Below are 21,645 nucleotides of genomic sequence, written 5' to 3'. Positions count from 1 at the left end.
AGCGGGCGGGCCGGTCAGGCCGGCGCGCGCATCCGTCCCGCCGCCTCGACCACCAGCGGGTCGAGATCGGCGTGGCCTGCCTGCACGAGGTCCAGCAGTTGCCGTCGCATCCGCGGCTCCCAGAAGTCGTTCAGATGCTTGGCCACCAGCGCGGCACGGTCCTCTGCAGGCTGCGCGCGGAAGAAGGTGGCGATCTGGTTGGCCATGCGGGCGAGCTTCTCAGGCGACATGCGGGGGCCTTTCCACGATGCGGTGCGGGTGGGCGGCGATCTCGAAGGCGCCGTCGCGCGCGCGGGCGACGAGGGTCATCCCCGCCGCCTCGGCGAGGCGCACGGCCGCGGCGGTGGGCGCGGAGACGGCGACCACCGCGGGCGCGCCCATGGCGGCGGCCTTCTGCACCATCTCGACCGAGATCCGCGAGGTCAGGACCACCGCGCCGCGCCGCGCGTCCGCCCCGCCGCGCGCGAGCGCGCCGGCGAGCTTGTCGAGCGCGTTGTGGCGGCCCACGTCCTCGCGCGCCGCGACGAGACCTTCGCCCGGCACCCAGAGCCCGGCGCCGTGCACCGCGCGCGTGGCGTCGTGCAGCGGCTGCGCGGCGCGCAGCGCCTCCGTCGCCGCCGGAATCTCGGACCGGGGCAGGGCGAGCGGCGCGGTCACCTGCGCGGCCGGGCGCGCCGCTTGCTCCAGGCTGTCGATCCCGCAGAGCCCGCAGCCCACCGGCCCCGCCATCGCGCGGCGCCGCGCGGCGAGCGCCTCGGCGCGGTCCTCGGCGAGCCACATGCGGCACTCGATCCCCTGCGGGTGCTCGACCACCTCCAGCTCGGCGATGTCGGAAAGGGCGCGCGCGATCCCCTCGGTCAGGGTGAAGCCCGCCGCGAAATCCTCCAGATCGGCGGGCGTGGCCATCATCACCGCCTGGGTCGTGCCGTTGTAGACGAGCGCGACCGCCGCCTCCTCGGCCAGCGGCCGGGGCGCGGGCGCCCCCGCACGCGCCACGGGGGAGAGCCGCGGCGCCCCCATCACTCCGCCGCCGGCAGGATGCGCCGCGCGCGCCCGGCCTGCTCGGCGTAGTCGCGCTGCCACTCGGTCGGCCCGTTCGAGGGCGCGACCTGCACCGCCGTCACCTTGTATTCCGGGCAGTTCGTGGCCCAGTCGGAATAGTCGGTCGTCACCACGTTAGCCTGCGTGTCCGGGTGGTGGAAGGTGGTGTAGACCACCCCCGGCGCGACGCGGTCCGTGAGATGCGCGCGGAGCGACGTCTCCCCCTTGCGGGAGGCGATCTTGACCCAGTCGCCCTCGCGCACGCCGCGCACCTCGGCGTCGTGCGGGTGGATCTCCAGCACGTCCTCCTGGTGCCAGACGGTGTTGGCGGTGCGCCGGGTCTGCGCGCCCACGTTGTACTGCGACAGGATCCGCCCCGTCGTCAGCAGGAGGGGGAAGCGCGGGCCGGTCCGCTCCTCGGTGGCCACGTATTCGGTGACCATGAAGCGCCCCTTGCCGTTGGCGAAGCTCTCTGCATGCATCACGGGCGAGCCCTCGGGCCGCGCCGCGTTGCAGGGCCACTGGACCGAGCCCTTCTCCTCCAGAAGCGCATAGGTCACGCCCGCGAAGCTCGGCGTCGTCGCGGCGATCTCCTCCATGATCTCGGACGGGTGGGTGTAGTCCCAGTCCGCGCCCATGGCGTTCGCCAGCAGCAGCGTCACCTCCCAGTCGGCATAGCCGTTCTTCGGCGCCATGACCCGGCGCACGCGGTTGATGCGCCGCTCGGCGTTGGTGAAGGTGCCGTCCTTCTCGAGGAAGGTGGAGCCGGGCAGGAAGACATGCGCGTAATTCGCCGTCTCGTTCAGGAAGAGGTCGTGCACGATCACGCAGTCCATCGCGGCGAGACCGGCGGCCACGTGCCGCGTGTCCGGGTCGGACTGCAGGATATCCTCGCCCTGGATGTAGATGCCCTTGAACTCGCCCGAAACGGCCGCATCCAGCATGTTGGGGATCCTGAGCCCCGGCTCCGCGTCGATCTTCGCCCCCCAGATCTTCTCGAAGACCTCGCGCGCGGCGTCGTCCGAGACGTGGCGATACCCCGGGAGCTCATGCGGGAAGCTGCCCATGTCGCAGCTGCCTTGCACGTTGTTCTGACCCCTGAGCGGGTTCACCCCCACGCCGGGCCGGCCGATGTTGCCGGTGGCCATGGCGAGGTTGGCGATCGCCATGACGGTGGTCGAGCCCTGGCTGTGCTCCGTCACGCCGAGCCCGTAGTAGATCGCCCCGTTGCCGCCGGTGGCGTAGAGCCGGGCCGCCGCGCGCAGCTCCGCCGCGGGCACGCCGGTGAGCGCCTCGGTCGCCTCGGGCGAGTTCCTCTCCTCCGCGACGAAGGCGGCCCAGTCCTCGAAAGCCTCCGTGTCGCAACGGCTTGCGACGAACTCCTCGTCCACAAGCCCCTCGGTCACGATGACATGCGCCATCGCGGTCAGGACCGCGACATTGGTGCCGGGGCGCAGCGGCAGGTGATGCGCCGCCTCCACATGCGGCGTGCGCACGAGGTCGATCCGCCGCGGGTCGATCACGATCAGCTTCGCGCCCTGGCGCAGCCGCTTCTTCAGCCGCGAACCGAAGACCGGGTGCCCGTCCGTCGGGTTCGCGCCGATCACCACCACGACGTCCGAGGCCTCGACCGAATCGAAATCCTGCGTGCCGGCGGAGGTGCCGAAGGTGGTCTTGAGCCCGTAGCCCGTGGGCGAATGGCAGACCCGCGCGCAGGTGTCGGTGTTGTTGTTGCCGAAGACCGCGCGGATCATCTTCTGGACGAGGTAGGTCTCCTCGTTGGTGCAGCGCGACGAGGTGATGCCGCCGATGGCCTGCCGCCCGTGCGTCTCCTGAATGGACCGCAGCCGCCCGGCGGCGAAACCGACCGCCTCCTCCCAGCTGACCTCGCGCCAGGGCTGGTCGATGCTCTCGCGGATCATCGGGTTCAGGATGCGGTCCGGGTGCTCCGCGTAGCCGTAGGCGAAGCGCCCCTTGACGCAGCTATGCCCCCGGTTCGCCTTGCCGTGCTTCCAGGGCACCATCCGCACCAGCCGGTCGCCATTGAGCTGCGCCTCGAAGGAGCAGCCGACGCCGCAATAGGCGCAGGTCGTCACCACCTTGCGATCCGGCGTGCCGAGCTCAACAGTGCTCTTCTCCTGCAGCGTGGCGGTGGGGCAGGCCTGCACGCAGGCGCCGCAGCTCACGCATTCGGAGGTCAGGAAGTCGTCGCCCGCCATGCCGGCCGAGACGCGGCTGTCGAAGCCGCGGCCCTCGATCGTCAGCGCGAAGGTGCCCTGCACCTCCTCGCAGGCGCGCACGCAGCGCGAACAGACGATGCACTTCGAGGGATCGTAGGTGAAATAGGGGTTCGACTCGTCCTTCGGCAGGTAGCGCGCGTTCGCCTCGCCGCCCGCCCGCGCGAAGACGTGGTTCTCGCCCTCGTAGCCGTAGCGCACGTCCCGCAGGCCCACCATGCCGGCCATGTCCTGCAGCTCGCAGTCGCCGTTCGCCGCGCAGGTCAGGCAGTCGAGCGGATGGTCGGAGATGTAGAGCTCCATCACCCCGCGGCGCAGCTTCGCGACCTTGTCGGTCTGCGTGTGCACCACCATGCCGTCGGCCACCGGCGTCGTGCAGGAGGCGGGCGTGCCGCGCCGCCCCTCGATCTCCACCACGCAGAGCCGGCAGGAGCCGAAGGCCTCCAGGCTGTCGGTCGCGCAGAGCTTCGGCACCTGGATGCCCGCCTCCGCCGCCGCGCGCATGACGGAGGTGCCCTCCGGCACCGTCACCGCAATGCCGTCCACGGTGAGCGTCACCGGCGCGCCCGTCTTCGCCGGCGTGCCCTTGTCCGCATCGTCCCAGGGAATGACGAAATCCTTCATCTCAAGGCTCCCGGTCAGTCGCGTGTGCAAGGCGCTTGCAAGCGCCTTGCCCACGCGATTTGAAAATCGCGTCGCCACGCCGCGCTCGCGCGGCGTGGCCAAGGACCTTCCAAGGTCCTTGCACGGCACCGCGCCTCATTCCGCCGCCTCCCGCGCCATCCCGAACTCCTCGGGGAAGTGGCGCAGCGCGCTCATCACGGGATAGGGCGTGAAGCCGCCCAGCGCGCAGAGCGAGCCCGCGCTCATCGTCTCGCAGAGATCCTCCAGAAGCCCCAAGGCTGCCGCGTCGCCCTGACGGACGCGGTCCAGAGTCTCGACGCCGCGCACCGCGCCGATCCGGCAGGGGGTGCATTTCCCGCAGCTCTCCACTGCGCAGAATTCCATGGCGAAGCGCGCCATTTCCAGCATGTCGGCGCTGTCGTCGAAAACCACGAGGCCCGCGTGACCGATGAGCCCGCCTTGCCCGTCGAATTCCTCGTAGCCGAAGGGCGTGTCGAACTGCGCCGGATGCATGTAGGCGCCCAGCGGCCCGCCCACCTGCACGGCCTTCACCGGGCGGCCCGAGGCGGTGCCGCCCGCGATCTCCTCGACGATCCGGCCCAGCGGCATCCCGAAGGCGGTCTCGAAGAGCCCGCCGCGCGCGACGTTGCCCGCGATCTGCAGCGGGATGGTCCCTTTCGAGCGGCCCAGACCGAAATCGGCGTAGAAGCGCGCGCCTTTCTCGAAGATCACAGGCACGGTGGCCAGGCTGATGACGTTGTTGACCACCGTTGGCCGCCCGAAGAGCCCCTCGATCGCCGGCAGCGGCGGCTTGGCGCGCACGATCCCGCGCCTGCCCTCGAGACTGTTGAGCAGCGAGGTCTCCTCGCCGCAGACATAGGCGCCCGCGCCCACGCGGATCTCCATGTCGAAGGCCCGGCCCGAGCCCAGCACGTCCGCGCCCAGCACGCCGGCGTCACGGGCGAGGCGCACCGCCGCCTCCATCACCTCGATGGCGTCGGGGTATTCGGAGCGAAGGTAGACGTAGCCCTTCGTCGCGCCCACGCCGAGCCCCGCGATCGTCATGCCCTCGATCAGGGTGAAGGGGTCGCCCTCCATCAGCATCCGGTCGGCGAAGGTGCCCGAGTCGCCCTCGTCGGCGTTGCAGACGATGTATTTCTGCGGCGCCTCGGCCTTCAGCACGGTGGTCCACTTGATGCCGGTGGGAAAGCCCGCGCCGCCGCGGCCGCGCAGCCCGCTCTCGGTCACTTCCTCCACGATCTGCGCAGGCGTCATGCCGAGCGCGCGGCGCAGCCCGGCAAGCCCGCCATGCGCCTCGTAGTCGGCAAGGCTCAGAGGGTCGATCAAACCGCAGCGCGCGAAGGTCAGCCGCGTCTGCCGCTTCATCCAGTCGAGCGCCTCGACAGGCCCCAGCGCCTTCGGGTGCGCGGCGGCCCCCTCGAAGAGCGCGGGCACATCGCCGGGCGTCATCGGGCCGACCCCGTGGCGCACGCCGTCGATCTCGACCTCCGCCAGCGGCTCCAGCCAGATCATGCCGCGCGTGCCCGTGCGGATCAGCTCCAGCGCCACGCCGCGGCGCGCGGCTTCCGCCAGAAGCGCCTCTGCCACGGCTTCGGCGCCCAGCGCCTTCGCGGCGGCGTCGCGGGGAAGATAGACCCTCACAGCCCACGCTCCTTCAGCATCGCGTCGAGCCGGTCGGCGTCGAGCCGGCCGACGAGCGTATCGCCCACCATCGCCGCCGGCCCGCAGGCGCAAAGGCCCAGGCAATAGACCGGCTCCAGCGTCACCGCGCCGTCGGCGGCGGTCTCGCCCATTGCCACGCCGCAGCGCGCTTCCGCGGCAGCGGCCAGCGCATCCGCGCCCGTGGCCTTGCATGCCTCGGAGCGGCAGAGCTTGACCACGACACGGCCGGCCGGTTCGTCGCGGAAGTCGTGATAGAAGCTGACGACGCCGTGCACTTCGGCGCGGGTCAGGTTCAGCCGGTCGGCGATGCGCGGGATGACCTCGGCGGGCACGCAGCCGAAGGCGGCCTGCACGTCGTGCAGAATTGGCAGCAGCGGCCCCTCGCGCCCCTCGTGCGCGTCGAGGATCGCCTCCAGCCGGGCGAGCCGTGGGTTCGCGGCAGTGTCGAGGGCCATCTGGCTGCTCCGCTTGAACTTTCGCCCCCGCGATGCCGCTTGACGGCCTGCGGTTCAATGCCGCAGCTTCGTGACTTGATAGAAGTTCTCTATCAATGGTCGCAAATTCGGTCAGGCGTGCCGCAAATGCACGCTGCGCCGTGCAGGCCCGGAGGCCGGATGATCGACAAGCTCGAGATGTTCATCGCGCTCGCCCATACCCGGCACTTCGGCCGCGCGGCCGAGGAGTGCGGGGTGACGCAGCCCACGCTCTCGGCGGGAATCAAGCAGCTCGAGGAGCAGCTGGGCGTGATGCTCGTCTGGCGCGGCACCCGCTATCAGGGGCTGACGCCCGAAGGGCAGCGGGTGCTGGACTGGGCGCGCCGGATCGTGGCCGACACCCGCGCCATGCGCGAGGAGATGCGCACGGCGCGACAGGGGCTGTCCGGGGTTCTGCGGCTCGCGGTCATCCCCACCGCGCTCAGCACCGTGACGGCGTTGACCACGCCATTCCGAGCCCGTCATCCCGATATCCGCTTCCGCATCTTCTCGCGCAGCTCGGCCGAGATCCTCGCCATGCTGGAGGATCTCGAGGCGGATGCCGGCGTCACCTATCTCGACAGCGAGCCGCTGGGGCGCGTGCGCGCGGCGCCGCTCTACCGGGAACGCTACATGGCGCTCGCCCCGGCGGGCGGCGCGCTGGCCGGGCGGGAAAGCCTGGGCTGGGCGGAGCTTTCGGCGCTGCCGCTCGCGCTGCTGACGCCGGACATGCAGAATCGTCGCCTGGTCAGCCAGCACATGGCCGAGGCCGGGGCGGAGGCGGATCCGGTGCTCGAGGCCAATTCGGTCATCACGCTCGTCACGCATGTGACCGAGGGCGGTCTGGCCACGGTGCTGCCCAGCAGGCTCGCCGAGCTTTTCGGCCGGATGGGCGGGCTCGATGCGGTGCCTCTGGTCGCGCCGGAGGCGGAGCATCTGATCGGGCTGGTGGCGCCCGAGCGCGACCCTGCGACCCCCGCGGTGGCGGCGCTCATGCGCGAGGCGCAGCGCCTCGCGGAGGCCGAGGTCTGACCCCCTCGTGCAGAAATGCCGGCGCAGGCTCCGCCCGCGCCGGCGCCGGCCGTCAGCGCGTCTTGCAGGTGTTGATGCCGAAGAGCGAATAGACACCGCAGGTGCCGAGCAGACCGGTGACGAGCGGGATGATCCCGATCAGGTAGAGCCAGCGCCAGGCGGATGCGTCGTTCAGGAAGAAGCCTGCGAGCAGGGCGAGGCCCACGACGACCCGCAGGACGCGGTCGATGGTGCCGACGTTTTTCGTGAACATGTCTCTCTCCGTGTCAGGTTCGGGCCTTGTGCCCTCGGCGAATACATGCGCGAGGCGGTATGCGAGGGCCTTGACCTCGCGCAAATGCGGCCCTCACGTCCGCGTGATGGATCACCCCCGCCGGCGCCGCTCGAAGCGCGGCAGCATGGCCGAGAAATCCCGCCCCGCGCCGTCCTCGCGTTCCACGAACTGCTCGTAGAGGCGCATCGCCGCCGCGCCGATCGGCGTATCGGCATCCGCCGCCTCGGCCGCCTGCATCGCGAGCCGCAGATCCTTGAGCATGAGGTCGGCGGCGAAGCCGGGCGCGTAGTCGTTGTCCGCGGGCGAGGTCGGCCCCACGCCGGGCGCGGGACAATAGGTGTTCATCGACCAGCTCGACCCGGAGGAGGTGGAGACCACGTCGAACATCGCCTGGCGGTCGAGCCCCAGCTTGTCGGCGAGCGCGAAGGCCTCGCAGGTGACGATCATCGTCGCGCCGAGGATCATGTTGTTGCAGATCTTGGCCGCCTGCCCGTTGCCCGAGGGGCCGCAGTGCACGGCCTTCTTCCCCATCACGTCGAAAAGCGGTTTCGCCGTCTCGAAGCCCGCTTCGTCGCCGCCCACCATGAAGGTGAGCGTGCCGGCCTCGGCGCCGCCCACGCCGCCCGACACCGGCGCGTCGAGCGCCGAGAGGCCGGCCGCCTGCGCCTGTTCCGCCACCGCGCGGGCGCTCGCCACGTCCACCGTCGAGCAGTCGAGAAAGACGGCGCCGCGCGCCATCGCGGGCACGATCTCGTCGGCCACCTGACGGAGGATCTCGCCGTTGGGCAGCATGGTGATGACGACCTCGGCGCCGCGGGCGGCCTCGGCCGCGCTGGCGGCCGGCGCGACGCCCTCGACCGTGACCCCGGCCGTGTCGAAGCCCGTGACGTCATGACCGGCCGCCACCAGGTTCGCCGCCATCGGCGCGCCCATGTTGCCCAGGCCGATGAAACCGATCTTCATGTCGCTGCCTCCTCCCCGAATGTCAGCGCCTGCGCGTCGAGCGGCGCGAGCATTGCCGCTACGTCCTCTTCCGCGAGGTTGTCCAGTTCATGCGACCAGCGCGGGGCCCGATCCTTGTCGATGATCGCCGCGCGAATGCCTTCCAGGAAATCGCCCCGCTCCATCGCGCGATAGGTGAAGCGGTATTCCTGCGCCAGCGCGTCGCGGATCGTGGCCTCGGGGCGAAGGCGATGAAGCATCTCGACCGTGCAGCCCATCGAAAGCGGCGCGTTGCGGGACATGATCTCCAGCGTCTCGCGCGCGAAATCGGATTCCGCGGCGCGCAGGCTGCGCAGGATGTCGCCCAGCGTCTCGCCGCCGAAATGCGTGTCGATCTCGGCCTGCTGGTCCGCCAGCGGGCTCTCGGGTGCAGCTTCGCAGGCGCGGTCCACCGCCTCGCAGTCGCCGGACAGGCAAAGCTCGGCCTTCAGCGCGTCCCAGTCCGCCTCGGGCAGATAGTGATCGGCGAAGCCCGCGCGGATCGCGTCGCCCGGTCCCATCCGGGCGCCCGTGGTGCCCAGATATTCGCCCAGCCGCCCCGGCGCCCGCGACAGGAGCAGCGAGCCGCCAACGTCCGGCACCAGCCCGATGCCGCATTCGGGCATCGCGATCTTCGAGCTTTCGCCCACGATCCGGTGCGAGCCGTGGCAGCCCACGCCCACGCCGCCACCCATCGTGAAGCCCTGCAGGAAACTGACGACCGGCTTGGGAAACTCGTAGAGCCGCGCGTTCATGCGGTATTCGTCGGCCCAGAAGCGGCGGCCGTAGTCGTAATCGCCCTCGGTTCCGGTGCGATACATCTCGGCGATGTCGCCGCCGGCGCAGAAGGCGCGCTCGCCCGCGCCGTCGATCAGCACCAGCGCCACCTCGGCGTCGCCCGCCCAGTCCTTCAGCGCCGCGTCGATCTTCAGGCACATCTCCCAGGTCAGCGCGTTGAGCGCCTTGGGCCGGTTCAGGGTGATGCGGCCTGCGCGCCCCTCCGTGCGGATCAGGATCTCGTCACTCACCCGCGGGCCTCCAGCAACTGGCGTGACACGATCAGGCGCATGATCTCGTTGGTGCCTTCGAGGATCTGGTGCACGCGCAGGTCGCGCACGATCTTCTCGATGCCGTAGTCGGCGAGGTAGCCGTAGCCGCCGTGCAGCTGCAGGCAGTCGTTCGCCACCTCGAAGGCCGCGTCGGTGACGTAGAGCTTGGCCATCGCGCAGAACTTCGTGGCGTCCGGCGCCTTGCGGTCGAGCTTCCACGCCGCCTGCCGCAGGAAGGTGCGGGCGGACTGCAGCTTCACCTCCATCTCGGCCAGCTTGAACTGCAGCGCCTGGAACTGATCGAGCGTCTTGCCGAAGGCGGTGCGCTCACCCGTATAGGCGAGCGCCGCGTCGAGCGCCGCCTGCGCGCCGCCGAGCGCGCTTGCCGCGATGTTGAGCCGCCCGCCGTCGAGCCCCGCCATCGCGTAGGCGAAGCCGCGTCCCTCCTCGCCCATCAGGTTGTCGTGCGGGATGCGGCAGTCGTCGAACTGCACCTGTGCCGTGGGCTGCGAGCGCCAGCCCATCTTGTCCTCGAGCCCGCCGAAGCTGAGCCCCGGCGTGCCGTCCTCCACGATCACGGTCGAGATGCCGCCGGGCCCGGCGCCGCCCGTGCGGCACATCACGACGTAGACGTCCGAGTAGGAGCCGCCGGAGATGAAGGCCTTGGTGCCGTTGAGCACGTAGCCCTCGTTGGTGCGCTCCGCGCGGGTCTTGAGCGCGGCGGCGTCGGAGCCCGAGCCGGGCTCTGTCAGGCAGTAGGAGAAGACCTTTTCCATCGAACAGAGCGGCGGCAGCCAGCGCGCCCTCGTCTCCTCCGAGCCGAAGGTGTCGATCATGCCGCCGCACATGTTATGGATCGACAGGAACGAGCCCACCGAGGGGCAGGCCATCGCCAGCGCCTCGAAAACGAGCGTGGCGTCGAGCCGGGTGAGGCCCGAACCGCCATGCTCTTCGCTCACGTAGATGCCGGCGAGCCCGAGCTCGGCCACCTTCGGCCAGAGATCCTTGGGGATCGTGCCCTGCGCCTCCCAGTCGCGCGCGTGGGGCGCGATATGTTCCTGCCCGAAGGCATGCGCCATGTCGAAGATGGCCTGCTGCTCCTCGCTCAAGCCGAAATCCATCGCGATCGCCTCCTCCTCCTGGGCCGGGGGTCTAGTTGCCCTTTCTTGCAGGACTTTTGCAAGGCTCAGAGATCGGCGTGAAATTCCTCGATCAGATGGGCCACGACGGCGCGCATCTGCGCGTCCCCGTCGGCGCCCGCCGCGCGCGCGGCCTCGGCCGCGGCGCGCTGCCGGCTCGCGGAGGTGCCGTGAGCCAGAATGTCGCGCAGGTTCTCCAGCTCCGCGAGGCAGCCCAGGGCGGCCGCGTCCTCCTCGACCAGATCGATCAGTTCCTCCAGAAGCTGCGAAAACGGCTTGATCGCGCCCGCGCCGAAGTCGATCAGCCCCGCCTCGATGCCGTAGCGCTGCGCGCGCCATCGGTTCTCCTCGATCAGGAAAGGCTCGTAGATGCGCCAGCGCTGGTTGAGCCGCCGCAGCCGCCAGAGCATCCGGGTGACAGCCTGCACCACGGCGGCGAGCGAGAGCGTGTGCTCGAGCCGCGGCTGCACGTCCATGATGCGCGCCTCGAGCGTCGGGAAGCGGACCGAGGGGCGCAGGTCCCACCAGATCTTGCTCGCGTCCTCGATGATCCCGAGCTCGGTGAGCACGCCGACCGAGCGGGCGTAGTCCTCCCATGCGGCGAACTGCGGCGGCAGGCCCGTGCGCGGCAGATTGTCGAAGACCGTCAGGCGATAGGACGCCAGGCCGGTGTCCTCGCCCTGCCAGAAGGGCGAGGAGGTCGACAGCGCCAGGACATGCGGCAGGAAATAGGACAGCTGCCGCATCAGGTCGATGCGCAGCGCATCGTCCTCGCCCAGGCCCACATGGACATGCATGCCGCAGATCAGCATGCGCCGCGCGACCCCCGCGAGGTCGCGGTCGAGGGCATTGTAGCGGTCCTTGTCGGTGTGGTGCTGCGCCTTCCAGTCGGCGAAGGGATGGCACGAGACGGCGATCACCGAAAGTCCGTGCCGCCCCGCGATCTCGGCCACCGTCGCGCGCAGCCGCCGCAGATCGTCCCGCGCCGCGCGGACATCGGGGCAGACCCGCGTGCCCACCTCGATCTGGCACTGAAGGAACTCGGGGCTGACCTGCTCGCCGAGCACTTCGGCGCATTCGTCCACCAGCCCCTCCGGCGCCTCGGCGAGCGCCATGCTGTCGGACCGCACGAGCAGGTATTCCTCCTCGATGCCGAGGCTGAAGGGCGGGTCGGACATGGGCGTTCCTCCGTCTTGCCGGCCGCAGTTGAGCGCGAACGGGACGGTCGGGCAAGCGGATGCGTCACGCGGTCTGGAGGATCTCCGCGAAGCGCCGTTCGCGCAGGCCCAGCACCTCGAGCGCCTCGACCTCGCTTTCGACGACCACGGGCACCACCGAGGGGATTTCCGACCAGCTTCGCCTGACCATCTCGGCCATGCGCCGGCTCACGGCGCCGGGTGCGTGATAGACGATCATGGTCTGCACGCCCCCGGGCAGGAAGGCCTCGGCCTTGCGCGCCTGCAGGCCGAGAAGCTTCGGGAAATCGGCCTCGATTCCGGTCACGCCCGCCAGATCGACGAGCTGCTTCTGGCCGGGCGCGAAGTCGGGGTGGGCCATGTAGCGGGCGAAGAGCTCGGCGCTCTCGGCGATGCGGGCGAAGCCCTCGTAGCGGACATAGACGAGGCCGCGCACGGGCAGGATCTGGAAGGACACCGGCATGGGGCAGGTCGCGGGCGCCCGGGACCGCGCGGCGGCGGCGCCCGGGCGAACCGCTCAGTCCATCGCCTTGAAGTGGAACTCGCCGCCTTCCTTCAGGCCCGAGGGCCAGCGCGCCGTGACCGTCTTGGTGCGCGTGTAGAAGCGGAAGGCGTCGGGCCCGTGCTGGTTGAGGTCGCCGAAGGCGGATTTCTTCCAGCCGCCGAAGGTGTGGTAGGCAAGCGGCACGGGGATCGGCACGTTGATGCCCACCATGCCGATATTGACGCGAGAGGCGAAATCGCGCGCGGCATCGCCGTCGCGGGTGAAGATCGCTGTGCCGTTGCCGTATTCGTGGTCCATGGCGAGGCCAAGCGCCTCTTCGTAGCTGCCCGCGCGCACGGTGGAGAGCACGGGGCCGAAGATCTCCTCGCGGTAGATGTCCATGTCGGGCGTCACGCGGTCGAAGAGGTGCGGGCCCACAAAGAAGCCGCTCTCGTAGCCCTGAAGCTGAAAGTCGCGGCCGTCGACGACCAACTCGGCGCCCTGATCGACGCCGGACTGGACGAGCCCGAGGATCTTCTCCTTGGCTGCGGCCGTCACGACGGGGCCGTAGTCCACGTCGTCGCCGGCGGTGTAGGGGCCGACCTTCAGCTTCTCGATCCGCGGCACCAGCTTCTCGATCAGCCGGTCGGCGGTCTCGTCGCCCACGGGGACGGCCACCGACACGGCCATGCAGCGTTCGCCGGCGGCCCCGTAGCCCGCGCCCACAAGCGCGTCGGCGGCCTGATCCATGTCGGCGTCGGGCATCACGATCATGTGGTTCTTCGCCCCGCCGAAGCACTGCACGCGCTTGCCGTTCGCGCAGCCGCGCGAATAGATGTATTCCGCGATCGGCGTGGAGCCGACGAAGCCGATGGCCATGATCTCGGGGTGGTCGAGGATGGCGTCCACCGCTTCCTTGTCGCCGTTGACGACCTGGAGGATGCCCGCAGGGAGGCCCGCCTCTTCCATCAGTTCGGCGAGCATCAGCGGCACCGACGGGTCGCGCTCGGACGGCTTGAGGATGAAGGCGTTGCCGCAGGCGATGGCGGGCGCGAACTTCCACATCGGGATCATCGCGGGGAAGTTGAAGGGCGTGATGCCCGCCACCACGCCCAGCGGCTGGCGCATCGAGTACATGTCGATGCCGGGGCCGGCGCTGTCGGTGAACTCGCCCTTCAGGAGATGCGGCGCGCCGATGCAGAACTCGACCACCTCGAGCCCGCGCTGGATGTCGCCCTTGGCGTCGGGGATCGTCTTGCCGTGCTCGCGGGAGAGCGCCTCGGCCAGCTTGTCCATGTCGCGGTTGAGCAGCCGCACGAACTCCATCAGCACGCGGGCGCGGCGCTGCGGGTTGGTGGCGGCCCAGCCGCGCTGCGCCTCGGCCGCGATCTTCACCGCCTCGTCGAGCTCGTCGGCAGAGGCCAGCGGCGCGCGCGCCTGCACCTCGCCGGTCGCGGGGTTGTAGACATCGGCGAAGCGGCCCGAGCGTCCCGCCACACGCTTGCCGCCGATCCAGTGGGCGAGTTCTTCTGTCATGGTCGTCCCTCCATCCTCCGGTCCGGCGCGACCATAACCGCCCCGCAGACGAGGCGACAGGGGGCTCGGCGCGAAATCGCGCGCCGGCGCAACTTCCTTGACAGGGCGGGGGCGAAGGGAGGACGGTTGACGCAAAGGCAGATCCGAAAACCGCCACGGGAGCCCGCCATGCAGGTCCAGCAGATCCTCAAGCTCAAGGGCGACACTGGCGTCGTGACGGTCTCGCCCGGGAACACGGTGGCCGAGGCGGCGACGCTGCTCGCGGAGCGGCGCATCGGGTCGGTGGTCGTGTCCTCCGACGCGCGATACCCCGAAGGCATCCTGTCGGAACGCGACATCGTCGGCGCGCTCGCGCAGCAGGGCGAGGACTGCCTCCTGCGCCGTGTCGAGGAGCTGATGACCCGCGCGGTGCAGACCTGCGCGCTGCAGGACACCGCGGATCATGTCCTCGCCCGGATGACCGAGGGCCGCTTCCGGCACATGCCGGTGCTGCAGGACGGCGAGATGGTCGGGATCGTGACCATCGGCGACGTGGTCAAGGCGCGGCTCACGGAGCTCTCGATGGAGAAGGACGCGCTCGAGGGCATGATCATGGGCTACTGACGGCGCGCGTCGCCGGGACGTGGCTCCGTCGCCGAGGCGATCGCGACGCCTCGCGGAGCTTTCCCGCGATCCTACATCCCGGACCGCCTGACGCGCGGACAGCTGCCCCGCGCGCCTTCGGCTTGCATTCCGCGCCGCGCTGCGTTTGGGTCCGCGCGACCTTGAACCGGGGGCAGGGAGGCGAGGCAGATGCGTATCGGGCTGTATCCGGGAACCTTCGACCCGATCACCTATGGCCATGTGGACATCATCCGGCGCGCGGCGCAGCTCGTCGACCGGCTGGTGATCGGCGTCGCGATCAACCGCGACAAGGGACCGCTCTTCTCGCTGGAGGAGCGCGTGGCGATGATCGAGGCGGAATGCGTGGCGCTCTCGGACGAGACCGGCACCGAGATCGTCGCCCATCCCTTCGAGAACCTGCTGATCGATTGCGCGCACGAGGTCGGCGCGACCCTCATCATCCGCGGCCTGCGCGCCGTGAGTGACTTCGAATACGAGTTCCAGATGGTCGGCATGAACCGCGCGCTTGACGACACGGTGGAGACCGTCTTCCTGATGGCCGAGGCGCGGCACCAGGCGATCGCCTCGAAGCTCGTCAAGGAGATCGCGCGGCTGAAGGGCGACACCTCGAAATTCGTGCCGCCCGCCGTCGACCGCGCGCTCCGCGCCCGTTTCGGCGGCTGAGCGAAATGGGTGTCCGATCCCGCGGTCGGCGCTGACGGCGGGTGCACCGGAGGGGGGCTGTCTGCCCCCCTCGCGCGTGCCGCGCTCACCCCCCGAGGATATTTCGATCCAAGAAGAAGGACCGATGGGGGCGGTCGGGGCAGTCGCGCGGACCACTCAGCGCCAGAAGGCCAGCCACTCGACGAGCGCGTAGAACCGGCGCATCAGGAAGATGAAACCTTCGCCGTTCCACCAGACCTGATCGGCGACAATCGCGGCCAGGATCGCGAGCGCCAGCCAGAGCGCGATGCGGTTGGTCATGGGCGCGCCTCCGCGCGAGGGCTAGTGCGCGAGCTGTCCCATCACCGCGGCGACATCCGCCATGCGCGCCGAGAAGCCCCACTCGTTGTCGTACCAGGCGAGCACGCGCACCGTGCGGCCGCCGACGACCTTGGTCTGTTCGGGGGCGAAGATCGAGGAGGCGGTGGTGTGGTTGAAGTCGATCGAGACCTTGGGCTCGGGATCGTAGCTGAGCACCGCGCCCATGTGGCCCGCGGCCGCCTCGCGCACGATCTCGTTGATCTCGTCCTCGGTCACGTCCCGGCCGGCCTCGAATGTCAGGTCCACGGCCGAGACATTGGGCGTGGGCACGCGCATCGCCGAGCCGTCGAGCCGGCCCTTGAGGTCCGGCAGCACCTCGCCGATCGCCCGGGCCGCGCCGGTGGAGGTGGGGATCATCGCCATCGCCGCGGCGCGCGCGCGGTAGAGATCGTTGTGCCGCCGGTCGAGCGTCGGCTGGTCGCCGGTGTAGCTATGGATCGTGGTCATGATGCCGCGCTCGATGCCGACGCCCTCGTGCAGCACCTTGGCGAGCGGCGCGAGGCAGTTCGTGGTGCAGGAGCCGTTCGAGATCATGCGCTCGCTCTCAAGCAGGTCGCGGTGGTTCACGCCGAAGACCACGGTGCGGTCCACGTTCTTCGCCGGCGCCGAGATCAGCACCTTCCTGGCGCCGCGGTCGAGATGCACGCCGGCCTTCGCGCCGTCGTTGAACTTGCCGGTGCATTCGAGCACCACGTCCACGCCCTCCCAGTCGAGCTCGGCGGGATCGTAGGTGGAGAAGACCTTCATCGGGCCGCGGCCGATGTCCATGGTGTCGCCCGCGACCTTCACTTCGCCGCCGAAGCGGCCGTGCACGCTGTCGTAGCGCAGCAGATGCGCGTTGGTCTCGATCGGCCCGGTGGCGTTGATCTTGACGACCTGGACGTCGTTGCGCGCGGCCTCGGCGATATGGGCCAGGGTGCAGCGGCCGATGCGGCCGAATCCGTTGATTCCGAGCGTGACGGTCATGGGGGCGGTCTCCTGCGCTGCGCTTGGGCGTCCGTATAGTCGTGCGGGGCGGCCGGGGCAAAGGGATTGGGCCTTCACCGGCAGGATGTTAGCGATAAAAGGCGCAAGGCGGAGCTGGTTGCGCTAACGCGGCGGGCCGGGCTGGCCCGATGCCGGCCCTCGCGCTAGCGTGACGGCGCAGGCGGAGCGGGAGGAAGATTGCATGGCAGGCGGGCTTCTGGCGCTGCTCGACGACGTCGCGGCGCTGACCAAGGTGGCGGCGACCTCGCTCGACGACGTGATGGGGCAGGCGGCCAAGGCGGGTTCGAAGGCCGCCGGCGCCGTGATCGACGACGCCGCGGTGACGCCGAAATACATGCAGGGTTTCCATCCCTCGCGCGAGCTGCCGATCGTCTGGCGGATCACCAAGGGATCGCTCCGCAACAAGCTGCTGATCCTGCTGCCGCTGGCGCTCGCGCTTTCGGCCTTCGCACCCTGGGCGATCGCGCCGCTGCTGATGCTGGGCGGCGCCTATCTCTGCTTCGAGGGGGCCGAGAAGATCGCGCATCTGGTGGCACCCGAGAAGGCCGAGCATGCCGCGAAGACGCATGAGACGATGGACCCGGCGCATCTGGAGGAGCAGAAGGCGAAGGGCGCGATCAAGACCGACTTCATCCTCTCGGCCGAGATCATGACCATCGCGCTCGCCGCGATCCCGGAGAGCAACTTCTGGATGGAGGCCGCCACGCTCGCGGTGATCGCCGTGGCGATCACGGTTCTGGTTTACGGCGCCGTCGCGCTGATCGTGAAGGCCGACGACGCCGGGCTCGCCATGGCGACGCACGGGCGGCTGGGGCTCACGCGGGCGGTGGGCCGGGCGGTGGTGAAGGGGATGCCGGGCTTTCTGAAAGGGCTCACGCTGGTGGGCACGGCGGCCATGCTCTGGGTCGGCGGATCGATCATCCTGCACGGGCTCGAGGTGATGGGGCTGGGCTGGCCCGCCAATGCGATCCATGCCGTGGCGGCGGCGGTGGCGCATGTCTTCCCTGCGGGGGTGCACGGCGCCGCGGAATGGGGGATCACGGCGCTGATCGACGGCGCGCTGGGGCTCGGCCTGGGGCTGCTGCTGATCCCGGTCGTGGCGCGGGTGATCGAGCCTGCAGCGGGGCTCTTCCGGCGCGGCGACGCAGGCTGAACGGGGCTGTGCGGACGAGGCCAAGGGCCTTGCAAGGCCCTTGGCCGCCCGCGCGCGCGGGCGGGAAGGCGCTTCCAAGCGCCTTCCCCGGCGCTCAGAGCAGCGCCTTGACCCGCTCGGCCACAGCCGCCCCGGTGAAGCCGAACGTCTCGAAGAGCACCTCGGCCGGGGCCGATGCGCCGAAGCGGTCCATGCCGACGAAATCCGCCTTGGCCTCGCGGCCGCGCTCGCCCAGCAGCCAGCGGTCCCAGCCCTGCCGCACGCCCGCCTCGACGCCGACGCGCACCGCGCCGCCGGGCAGCACGCGGCGGCGGTAGCTTTCGTCCTGTTCGGCGAAGAGCTCCATGCAGGGCATCGAGACGACGCGCGTGCCGACCCCCTCGGCCTCGAGCCGTTCCTTCGCGGCGAGCGCCACATGCACCTCGGAGCCGCTGGCGATCACGATCGCCTGCCGCTTGGCCTCTGCCTCTGCCAGCACATAGGCGCCGCGTGCGACGAGGTTCTGCGCGGAATGCTTCAGCCGCACTGCCGGCACGCCCTGCCGCGTCAGCGCGAGCACCGAGGGACGGTCGCCCTGGGTGAGCGCCAGTTCCCAGGCTTCGGCCGTCTCGATCAGGTCGGCGGGGCGGAAGAGCAGGGTGTTGGGCGTGGCGCGGTGGATCGCCAGATGCTCGACCGGCTGGTGCGTGGGGCCGTCCTCGCCCAGCCCGATCGAGTCGTGCGTCATCACGAAGACCACGGGCTGCTGCATCAGGGCGGCGAGCCGGATGGCGGGCCGGGCGTAGTCGGTGAAGGCCATGAAGGTGCCGCCGTAGGGGCGCATCCCGCCGTGCAGCGCCATGCCGTTCATCGCCGCGGCCATCGCGTGCTCGCGGATGCCGTAGTGCAGGTAGCGGCCGCTCCGGTCGTCGGCGGTGAAGACGCCCAGATCGCCGGTGCGCGTATTGTTCGACCCCGTGAGGTCCGCCGAGCCCCCGAAGGTCTCCGGCAGAATCGGGTTCACCGCCGCGAGCACCGTCTCGGAGGCCTTGCGGGTGGCCATCTTCTCGGGCGCTTCGGCGGCGGCTTTCTTCAGCTTGCGGATCGCGCCGCCGAGCTTCTTCGGCGCCTCGCCGGCGATGCGGCGGTCGAATTCCTCGCGCTTGCCCTTGCCGAGCGCGGCGAGGCGGCTCTCCCACGCGGCACGGGCCTCCGCGCCGCGGCGGCCGACCTGCTCCCACCAGTCCTTGACGTCGGCAGGCACCTCGAAGGGGCCGTGCTCCCAGCCGTAGGCGGCCTTGGTGTCGGCGACGAGTTGCGGGTCCGTCAGCGCGCCGTGGCCCTTCGCGGTGTCCTGCGCGGCCGATCCCAGCGCGATGTGGGTCTTGCAGGCGATCATCGAGGGCAGGGGGCTTTCCTTCGCCGCGCGGATCGCGGCGTCGATCGCCTCGGGGTCGTGGCCGTCCACGGTCTGCACGTGCCAACCCGAGGCGGCGAAGCGCGCCATCTGATCGGTCCGGTCGGCGAGCGACACGGGGCCGTCGATCGTGATGCCGTTGTCATCGAAGAAGACGACGAGCTTGGACAGTTTCAGATGCCCCGCCAGCGTCAGCGCCTCCTGGCTCACGCCCTCCATCAGGCAGCCGTCGCCGGCGATGACCCAGGTGTGGTGATCCACGATCTTCGGCCCGAAGCGCGCGCGCAGCGATTCCTCGGCGATGGCGAAGCCCACGGCGTTGGCGAAGCCCTGGCCCAGCGGGCCGGTCGTGGTCTCGATCCCCTGGGCAAGGAAGTTCTCCGGGTGCCCGGCCGTCTTCGAGCCCAGCTGGCGGAAGTTGCGGATCTCGTCCAGCGTGATCTCGGCCGAGCCGGTCAGATAGAGCAGCGCATAGAGCAGCATCGAGCCGTGCCCCGCCGACAGGATGAAGCGGTCGCGGTCGGGCCAGTCGGGCGCCGCGGCGTCGAACTTCATGTGCCGCGAGGCCAGCACCGTGGCCACGTCGGCCATGCCCATCGGCATGCCGGAATGGCCGGAGTTGGCGGCGGCGACGGCGTCGAGCGTCAGCGCGCGGATGGCGGCGGCGCGGCGCCAATGGTCGGGATGGGCGGAGCGAAGGGCGGCGATGTCCACGTGCGTGGTCCTCGATCTGGGGCGGCTGGCGCTTCTCTATCAGCGCGGTGAGCAAGATCAAGCGCGCCGGGTAAGCCCTTGAGCGGCAAGGGGGCGCATTTTCCCGGCGCCTCGGCTACACTGACGTGTGCCGGAGGCGTGCGCGATTCGGCACGCGCCGGTTGGGGAACACGAGGGCCTGCGCGGGGACGCAAGGAGGGCGCAGAGATGTCCGAGATCGAGCAGTTCGAGCAACGGATCGCCGCGGCGATGGAGCGGATCGGCCATGCGGTGGATCGCCTGTCGGAGCAGGCGACCGCCCCGCCGCCCGAGCCCGAGGCCGATCCCGAGGAGCTGGCTGCGCTGCGCACCCAGCTCGAGGAGGAGCGCGTCGCCAATGCCCAGCTCGAGGCGCGCGTGCAGGCGATCCGCGAGCGCCAGGAAACGCGCGTCGCCGCGCTTCAGGCGCAGGCCGAGGATCAGAGCGCCGCGCTGGCCCGGCTCGACGCCGAACTTCAGCGCCTGCGCCGCGTGAACCAGCAGCTGCGCGAGAACAATGTCGCGCTCCGCCGCGCCAACGAGCAGGGCGTTGGCGAGCCGGAGCTGATCGACGCCTCGATGCAGGCCGAACTCGAGGCGCTGCGCGCTGCGCGCGACGCCGAAGCGGCCGAGGTCGGCGCGATCCTGGCCGTGCTGGGCCCGCTGGCCGAGCAGGCGCTCGCCGAGCCGCCGGCCGCCTCTGACGAGACCACGGAACAGGAGGCCGGCTGATGCCCAATGTCGAGATCGAGATCGGAGGCCGCGTCTTCGAGGTCGCCTGCCAGGAGGGCGAGGAGCATTACCTGCACAGCGCCGCGCAGATGCTCGACACCGAGGCGCGCACCCTGGTCGATCAGATCGGCCGGCTTCCCGAGGCGCGGATGCTGCTCATGGCCGGCCTGATGCTCGCGGACAAGACCGCCGGGGTCGAGGACCGCCTGCGCGAGGCCGAGGAGAAGCTCGCGGCGCAGGAGGCGCGGATCGCCGAGCTCGAGGCGCAGCCTGCCGCGGCGCCCGAACGGATCGAGGTGCCGGTGATCCCCGAGACCGTGACAGAGGCGCTGTCCGAACTGGCTGCGCGCGCCGAGGCACTCGCCCAGTCGGCCGAAGAGCGCGCCGAGGCCGCAGCAGAGCCGTCTTCCGCGTCCTAGCCCGCCGCGGTGGCCGGGAGGGCGCTCCCGGACAGGCAGCCGCGGAGAGTCACCAGTTCAGGGAACAGACGCAGCAACTCCTGGCGCCGCGGGTTGGCGGGGTCGGCCATCGCAGTGTCGCGCATCACCGCCCCGTCGATCCGGCAGCCATTGAGGCGCATTGCGCCCGGGCGGTCGAGGATCGCATGCACGTAGAGCACGTCGCAGGGCGCGATCTGCTCGACGCCGGGGAGGAAGGTGAGCTGCACGGCCGCGACCGGCAGCTCCGCTGCGCCGAACCAGGCGCGGGCGCGGCGGTCGGAGTAGACAACGCGGTGCTCCGGCGACAGCAGCAGGTCACGCTCCGGCCCGGCCGCGCCGAGCGCGCCCCGCCGGATCAGCACGGGCGCAAGCTCAGGCACGGCCGCGAGCCGGGACGCCGTCATCCGGCGACGGCCGAGCCAGAGCACTCGCGCCGCCTCGCCGTGCGTCATGGCCAGCGTCGCGCCCGGGCGCAGGCTCTGGAGCGTGACCGGGCCGGCCGCGCCGTCGAGCAGGGCGTGGATCGGCGGCAGGCCGGCGCCGGACTCGGCCGGATCGCTTGGAAGGGGCAGGGCGACGGGCATCGATTCTTTCCCTTTTCTCGTCCTTGGTGCGCGGCGCGGCGCGCCGGCTTGAGTGGCGTGCCGCAGGCCGGCCGGATCGCGTGGCCGGCCTGCGGCGATATCGGCTCGGGCGCTAGCCCCCGCGGACGCCAAGCCTGGGCGGCGGGCGCCTGACGCGCCGCCCTTCGTGTGCCCGCGCCTGGCGCGGGCCTCGCTGCATCTGATGACGCGCGGGCCGGAATGTCG

22 protein-coding genes are annotated in these 21,645 nt (G+C 70.6%); 6 read left to right on the top strand and 16 right to left on the bottom strand.

Annotated elements, in window-relative coordinates; translation table 11 throughout:
• Positions 1-14: 14 nt before the first annotated feature.
• The 5 genes from DRV85_RS10860 to DRV85_RS10840 all read right to left on the bottom strand — a co-directional run bounded on the left by DRV85_RS10860 (position 15) and on the right by DRV85_RS10840 (position 6,040).
• Positions 15-230: a formate dehydrogenase subunit delta gene (locus DRV85_RS10860; RefSeq protein ID WP_113289473.1), complete on the bottom strand. Its 216-nt coding sequence runs from the start codon at positions 228-230 to the stop codon at positions 15-17.
• Complete coding sequence (fdhD, locus tag DRV85_RS10855; protein ID WP_113289472.1) at positions 220-1,020, bottom strand: formate dehydrogenase accessory sulfurtransferase FdhD; 801 nt, start codon at positions 1,018-1,020, stop codon at positions 220-222. Before fdhD ends, DRV85_RS10860 begins: the two co-directional genes overlap by 11 nt.
• Positions 1,020-3,902, bottom strand: coding sequence for a formate dehydrogenase subunit alpha (gene fdhF / locus DRV85_RS10850; RefSeq protein ID WP_113289471.1), 2,883 nt, complete (start codon positions 3,900-3,902; stop codon positions 1,020-1,022). Before fdhF ends, fdhD begins: the two co-directional genes overlap by 1 nt.
• Positions 3,903-4,037: 135 nt before the next feature.
• Positions 4,038-5,564, bottom strand: a complete 1,527-nt coding sequence (locus DRV85_RS10845; RefSeq protein ID WP_113289470.1) for an NADH-ubiquinone oxidoreductase-F iron-sulfur binding region domain-containing protein — start codon at positions 5,562-5,564, stop codon at positions 4,038-4,040.
• Positions 5,561-6,040, bottom strand: a complete 480-nt coding sequence (locus DRV85_RS10840) for a formate dehydrogenase subunit gamma (protein ID WP_113289469.1) — start codon at positions 6,038-6,040, stop codon at positions 5,561-5,563. Before DRV85_RS10840 ends, DRV85_RS10845 begins: the two co-directional genes overlap by 4 nt.
• 159 nt (positions 6,041-6,199) lie before the next feature.
• On the opposite strand from DRV85_RS10840, the gene DRV85_RS10835 reads away from it, so the two are divergent.
• Positions 6,200-7,090, top strand: coding sequence for a LysR family transcriptional regulator (locus DRV85_RS10835; protein WP_113289468.1), 891 nt, complete (start codon positions 6,200-6,202; stop codon positions 7,088-7,090).
• Positions 7,091-7,142: 52 nt separating this feature from the next.
• On the opposite strand, the gene DRV85_RS10830 is transcribed toward DRV85_RS10835, so the two are convergent.
• From DRV85_RS10830 to DRV85_RS10800, 7 genes are all read right to left on the bottom strand, one after another.
• Positions 7,143-7,343, bottom strand: a complete 201-nt coding sequence (locus DRV85_RS10830) for a YgaP family membrane protein (protein WP_113289467.1) — start codon at positions 7,341-7,343, stop codon at positions 7,143-7,145.
• A gap of 111 nt (positions 7,344-7,454) precedes the next feature.
• Positions 7,455-8,327 (bottom strand): 3-hydroxyisobutyrate dehydrogenase, encoded by an 873-nt coding sequence (mmsB, locus tag DRV85_RS10825; RefSeq protein WP_113289466.1) that lies wholly within the window; start codon positions 8,325-8,327, stop codon positions 7,455-7,457.
• Complete coding sequence (locus tag DRV85_RS10820) at positions 8,324-9,373, bottom strand: enoyl-CoA hydratase/isomerase family protein (protein WP_113289465.1); 1,050 nt, start codon at positions 9,371-9,373, stop codon at positions 8,324-8,326. The genes mmsB and DRV85_RS10820 overlap by 4 nt, the downstream gene beginning before the upstream one ends.
• Positions 9,370-10,515, bottom strand: a complete 1,146-nt coding sequence (locus tag DRV85_RS10815; protein WP_113289464.1) for an acyl-CoA dehydrogenase family protein — start codon at positions 10,513-10,515, stop codon at positions 9,370-9,372. Before DRV85_RS10815 ends, DRV85_RS10820 begins: the two co-directional genes overlap by 4 nt.
• A gap of 65 nt (positions 10,516-10,580) precedes the next feature.
• Positions 10,581-11,711 carry a carboxylate-amine ligase gene (locus DRV85_RS10810; RefSeq protein ID WP_113289463.1) on the bottom strand — a complete coding sequence of 377 codons (1,131 nt, stop codon included), beginning with the start codon at positions 11,709-11,711 and terminating at the stop codon, positions 10,581-10,583.
• 64 nt (positions 11,712-11,775) lie between these two features.
• Positions 11,776-12,192 (bottom strand): hypothetical protein, encoded by a 417-nt coding sequence (locus tag DRV85_RS10805; RefSeq protein ID WP_113289462.1) that lies wholly within the window; start codon positions 12,190-12,192, stop codon positions 11,776-11,778.
• A gap of 54 nt (positions 12,193-12,246) precedes the next feature.
• Complete coding sequence (locus DRV85_RS10800; RefSeq protein ID WP_113289461.1) at positions 12,247-13,749, bottom strand: CoA-acylating methylmalonate-semialdehyde dehydrogenase; 1,503 nt, start codon at positions 13,747-13,749, stop codon at positions 12,247-12,249.
• A 168-nt stretch (positions 13,750-13,917) separates the two neighbouring features.
• On the opposite strand from DRV85_RS10800, the gene DRV85_RS10795 reads away from it, so the two are divergent.
• The gene (locus DRV85_RS10795; RefSeq protein WP_113289460.1) at positions 13,918-14,352 is read left to right on the top strand and encodes a CBS domain-containing protein; all 435 of its coding nucleotides are present in this window, start codon (positions 13,918-13,920) and stop codon (positions 14,350-14,352) included.
• A 189-nt stretch (positions 14,353-14,541) separates the two neighbouring features.
• A complete protein-coding gene (gene coaD, locus DRV85_RS10790) occupies positions 14,542-15,036 on the top strand; it encodes a pantetheine-phosphate adenylyltransferase (RefSeq protein ID WP_113289459.1) in 495 nt (164 codons plus the stop codon).
• A gap of 156 nt (positions 15,037-15,192) precedes the next feature.
• Here the strand turns inward: coaD and DRV85_RS10785 are convergent, their stop codons facing one another.
• Both DRV85_RS10785 and gap read right to left on the bottom strand, forming a co-directional pair.
• On the bottom strand, positions 15,193-15,336 hold the full coding sequence (locus DRV85_RS10785; RefSeq protein WP_113289458.1) for a glyceraldehyde-3-phosphate dehydrogenase: 144 nt from the start codon (positions 15,334-15,336) through the stop codon (positions 15,193-15,195).
• A 21-nt stretch (positions 15,337-15,357) separates the two neighbouring features.
• A complete protein-coding gene (gene gap / locus DRV85_RS10780; RefSeq protein ID WP_113289457.1) occupies positions 15,358-16,362 on the bottom strand; it encodes a type I glyceraldehyde-3-phosphate dehydrogenase in 1,005 nt (334 codons plus the stop codon).
• Between the two features lie 202 nt (positions 16,363-16,564).
• Between gap and DRV85_RS10775 the strand changes: the two genes are divergently transcribed.
• Positions 16,565-17,536 (top strand): DUF808 domain-containing protein, encoded by a 972-nt coding sequence (locus DRV85_RS10775; RefSeq protein ID WP_113289456.1) that lies wholly within the window; start codon positions 16,565-16,567, stop codon positions 17,534-17,536.
• A 94-nt stretch (positions 17,537-17,630) separates the two neighbouring features.
• Here DRV85_RS10775 and tkt read toward each other — a convergent pair whose 3' ends face one another.
• Positions 17,631-19,646 carry a transketolase gene (gene tkt, locus DRV85_RS10770; protein ID WP_113289455.1) on the bottom strand — a complete coding sequence of 672 codons (2,016 nt, stop codon included), beginning with the start codon at positions 19,644-19,646 and terminating at the stop codon, positions 17,631-17,633.
• Positions 19,647-19,853: 207 nt separating this feature from the next.
• Here tkt and DRV85_RS10765 point away from each other — a divergent pair, with 207 nt between their 5' ends.
• On the top strand, positions 19,854-20,396 hold the full coding sequence (locus DRV85_RS10765) for a hypothetical protein (protein WP_113289454.1): 543 nt from the start codon (positions 19,854-19,856) through the stop codon (positions 20,394-20,396).
• A complete protein-coding gene (locus tag DRV85_RS10760) occupies positions 20,396-20,815 on the top strand; it encodes a cell division protein ZapA (RefSeq protein ID WP_113289453.1) in 420 nt (139 codons plus the stop codon). Before DRV85_RS10765 ends, DRV85_RS10760 begins: the two co-directional genes overlap by 1 nt.
• On the opposite strand, the gene DRV85_RS10755 is transcribed toward DRV85_RS10760, so the two are convergent.
• A complete protein-coding gene (locus tag DRV85_RS10755) occupies positions 20,812-21,420 on the bottom strand; it encodes a Hint domain-containing protein (protein WP_113289452.1) in 609 nt (202 codons plus the stop codon). The two genes, DRV85_RS10760 and DRV85_RS10755, sit on opposite strands and share 4 nt — an antisense overlap.
• Between the last annotated feature and the right edge of the window lie 225 nt (positions 21,421-21,645).

The sequence above is a fragment of the Rhodosalinus halophilus genome (assembly GCF_003298775.1).
Lineage (GTDB): Bacteria > Pseudomonadota > Alphaproteobacteria > Rhodobacterales > Rhodobacteraceae > Rhodosalinus > Rhodosalinus halophilus.
The sequence above is the reverse complement of the archived record's forward strand: the minus strand, read 5'-3'. Positions and strand labels throughout refer to the sequence as shown.

Bases quoted from the DNA above. Each gene is read 5' to 3' on its own strand.
- DRV85_RS10860 (WP_113289473.1), bottom strand. From the start codon at position 230: ATGTCGCCTGAGAAGCTCGCCCGCATGGCCAACCAGATCGCCACCTTC.
- fdhD (WP_113289472.1), bottom strand. From the start codon at position 1,020: ATGGGGGCGCCGCGGCTCTCCCCCGTGGCGCGTGCGGGGGCGCCCGCG.
- fdhF (WP_113289471.1), bottom strand. From the start codon at position 3,902: ATGAAGGATTTCGTCATTCCCTGGGACGATGCGGACAAGGGCACGCCG.
- DRV85_RS10840 (WP_113289469.1), bottom strand. From the start codon at position 6,040: ATGGCCCTCGACACTGCCGCGAACCCACGGCTCGCCCGGCTGGAGGCG.
- DRV85_RS10835 (WP_113289468.1), top strand. From the start codon at position 6,200: ATGATCGACAAGCTCGAGATGTTCATCGCGCTCGCCCATACCCGGCAC.
- DRV85_RS10830 (WP_113289467.1), bottom strand. From the start codon at position 7,343: ATGTTCACGAAAAACGTCGGCACCATCGACCGCGTCCTGCGGGTCGTC.
- mmsB (WP_113289466.1), bottom strand. From the start codon at position 8,327: ATGAAGATCGGTTTCATCGGCCTGGGCAACATGGGCGCGCCGATGGCG.
- DRV85_RS10815 (WP_113289464.1), bottom strand. From the start codon at position 10,515: ATGGATTTCGGCTTGAGCGAGGAGCAGCAGGCCATCTTCGACATGGCG.
- DRV85_RS10810 (WP_113289463.1), bottom strand. From the start codon at position 11,711: ATGTCCGACCCGCCCTTCAGCCTCGGCATCGAGGAGGAATACCTGCTC.
- DRV85_RS10805 (WP_113289462.1), bottom strand. From the start codon at position 12,192: ATGCCGGTGTCCTTCCAGATCCTGCCCGTGCGCGGCCTCGTCTATGTC.
- DRV85_RS10800 (WP_113289461.1), bottom strand. From the start codon at position 13,749: ATGACAGAAGAACTCGCCCACTGGATCGGCGGCAAGCGTGTGGCGGGA.
- DRV85_RS10795 (WP_113289460.1), top strand. From the start codon at position 13,918: ATGCAGGTCCAGCAGATCCTCAAGCTCAAGGGCGACACTGGCGTCGTG.
- coaD (WP_113289459.1), top strand. From the start codon at position 14,542: ATGCGTATCGGGCTGTATCCGGGAACCTTCGACCCGATCACCTATGGC.
- DRV85_RS10785 (WP_113289458.1), bottom strand. From the start codon at position 15,336: ATGACCAACCGCATCGCGCTCTGGCTGGCGCTCGCGATCCTGGCCGCG.
- gap (WP_113289457.1), bottom strand. From the start codon at position 16,362: ATGACCGTCACGCTCGGAATCAACGGATTCGGCCGCATCGGCCGCTGC.
- DRV85_RS10775 (WP_113289456.1), top strand. From the start codon at position 16,565: ATGGCAGGCGGGCTTCTGGCGCTGCTCGACGACGTCGCGGCGCTGACC.
- DRV85_RS10765 (WP_113289454.1), top strand. From the start codon at position 19,854: ATGTCCGAGATCGAGCAGTTCGAGCAACGGATCGCCGCGGCGATGGAG.
- DRV85_RS10760 (WP_113289453.1), top strand. From the start codon at position 20,396: ATGCCCAATGTCGAGATCGAGATCGGAGGCCGCGTCTTCGAGGTCGCC.
- DRV85_RS10755 (WP_113289452.1), bottom strand. From the start codon at position 21,420: ATGCCCGTCGCCCTGCCCCTTCCAAGCGATCCGGCCGAGTCCGGCGCC.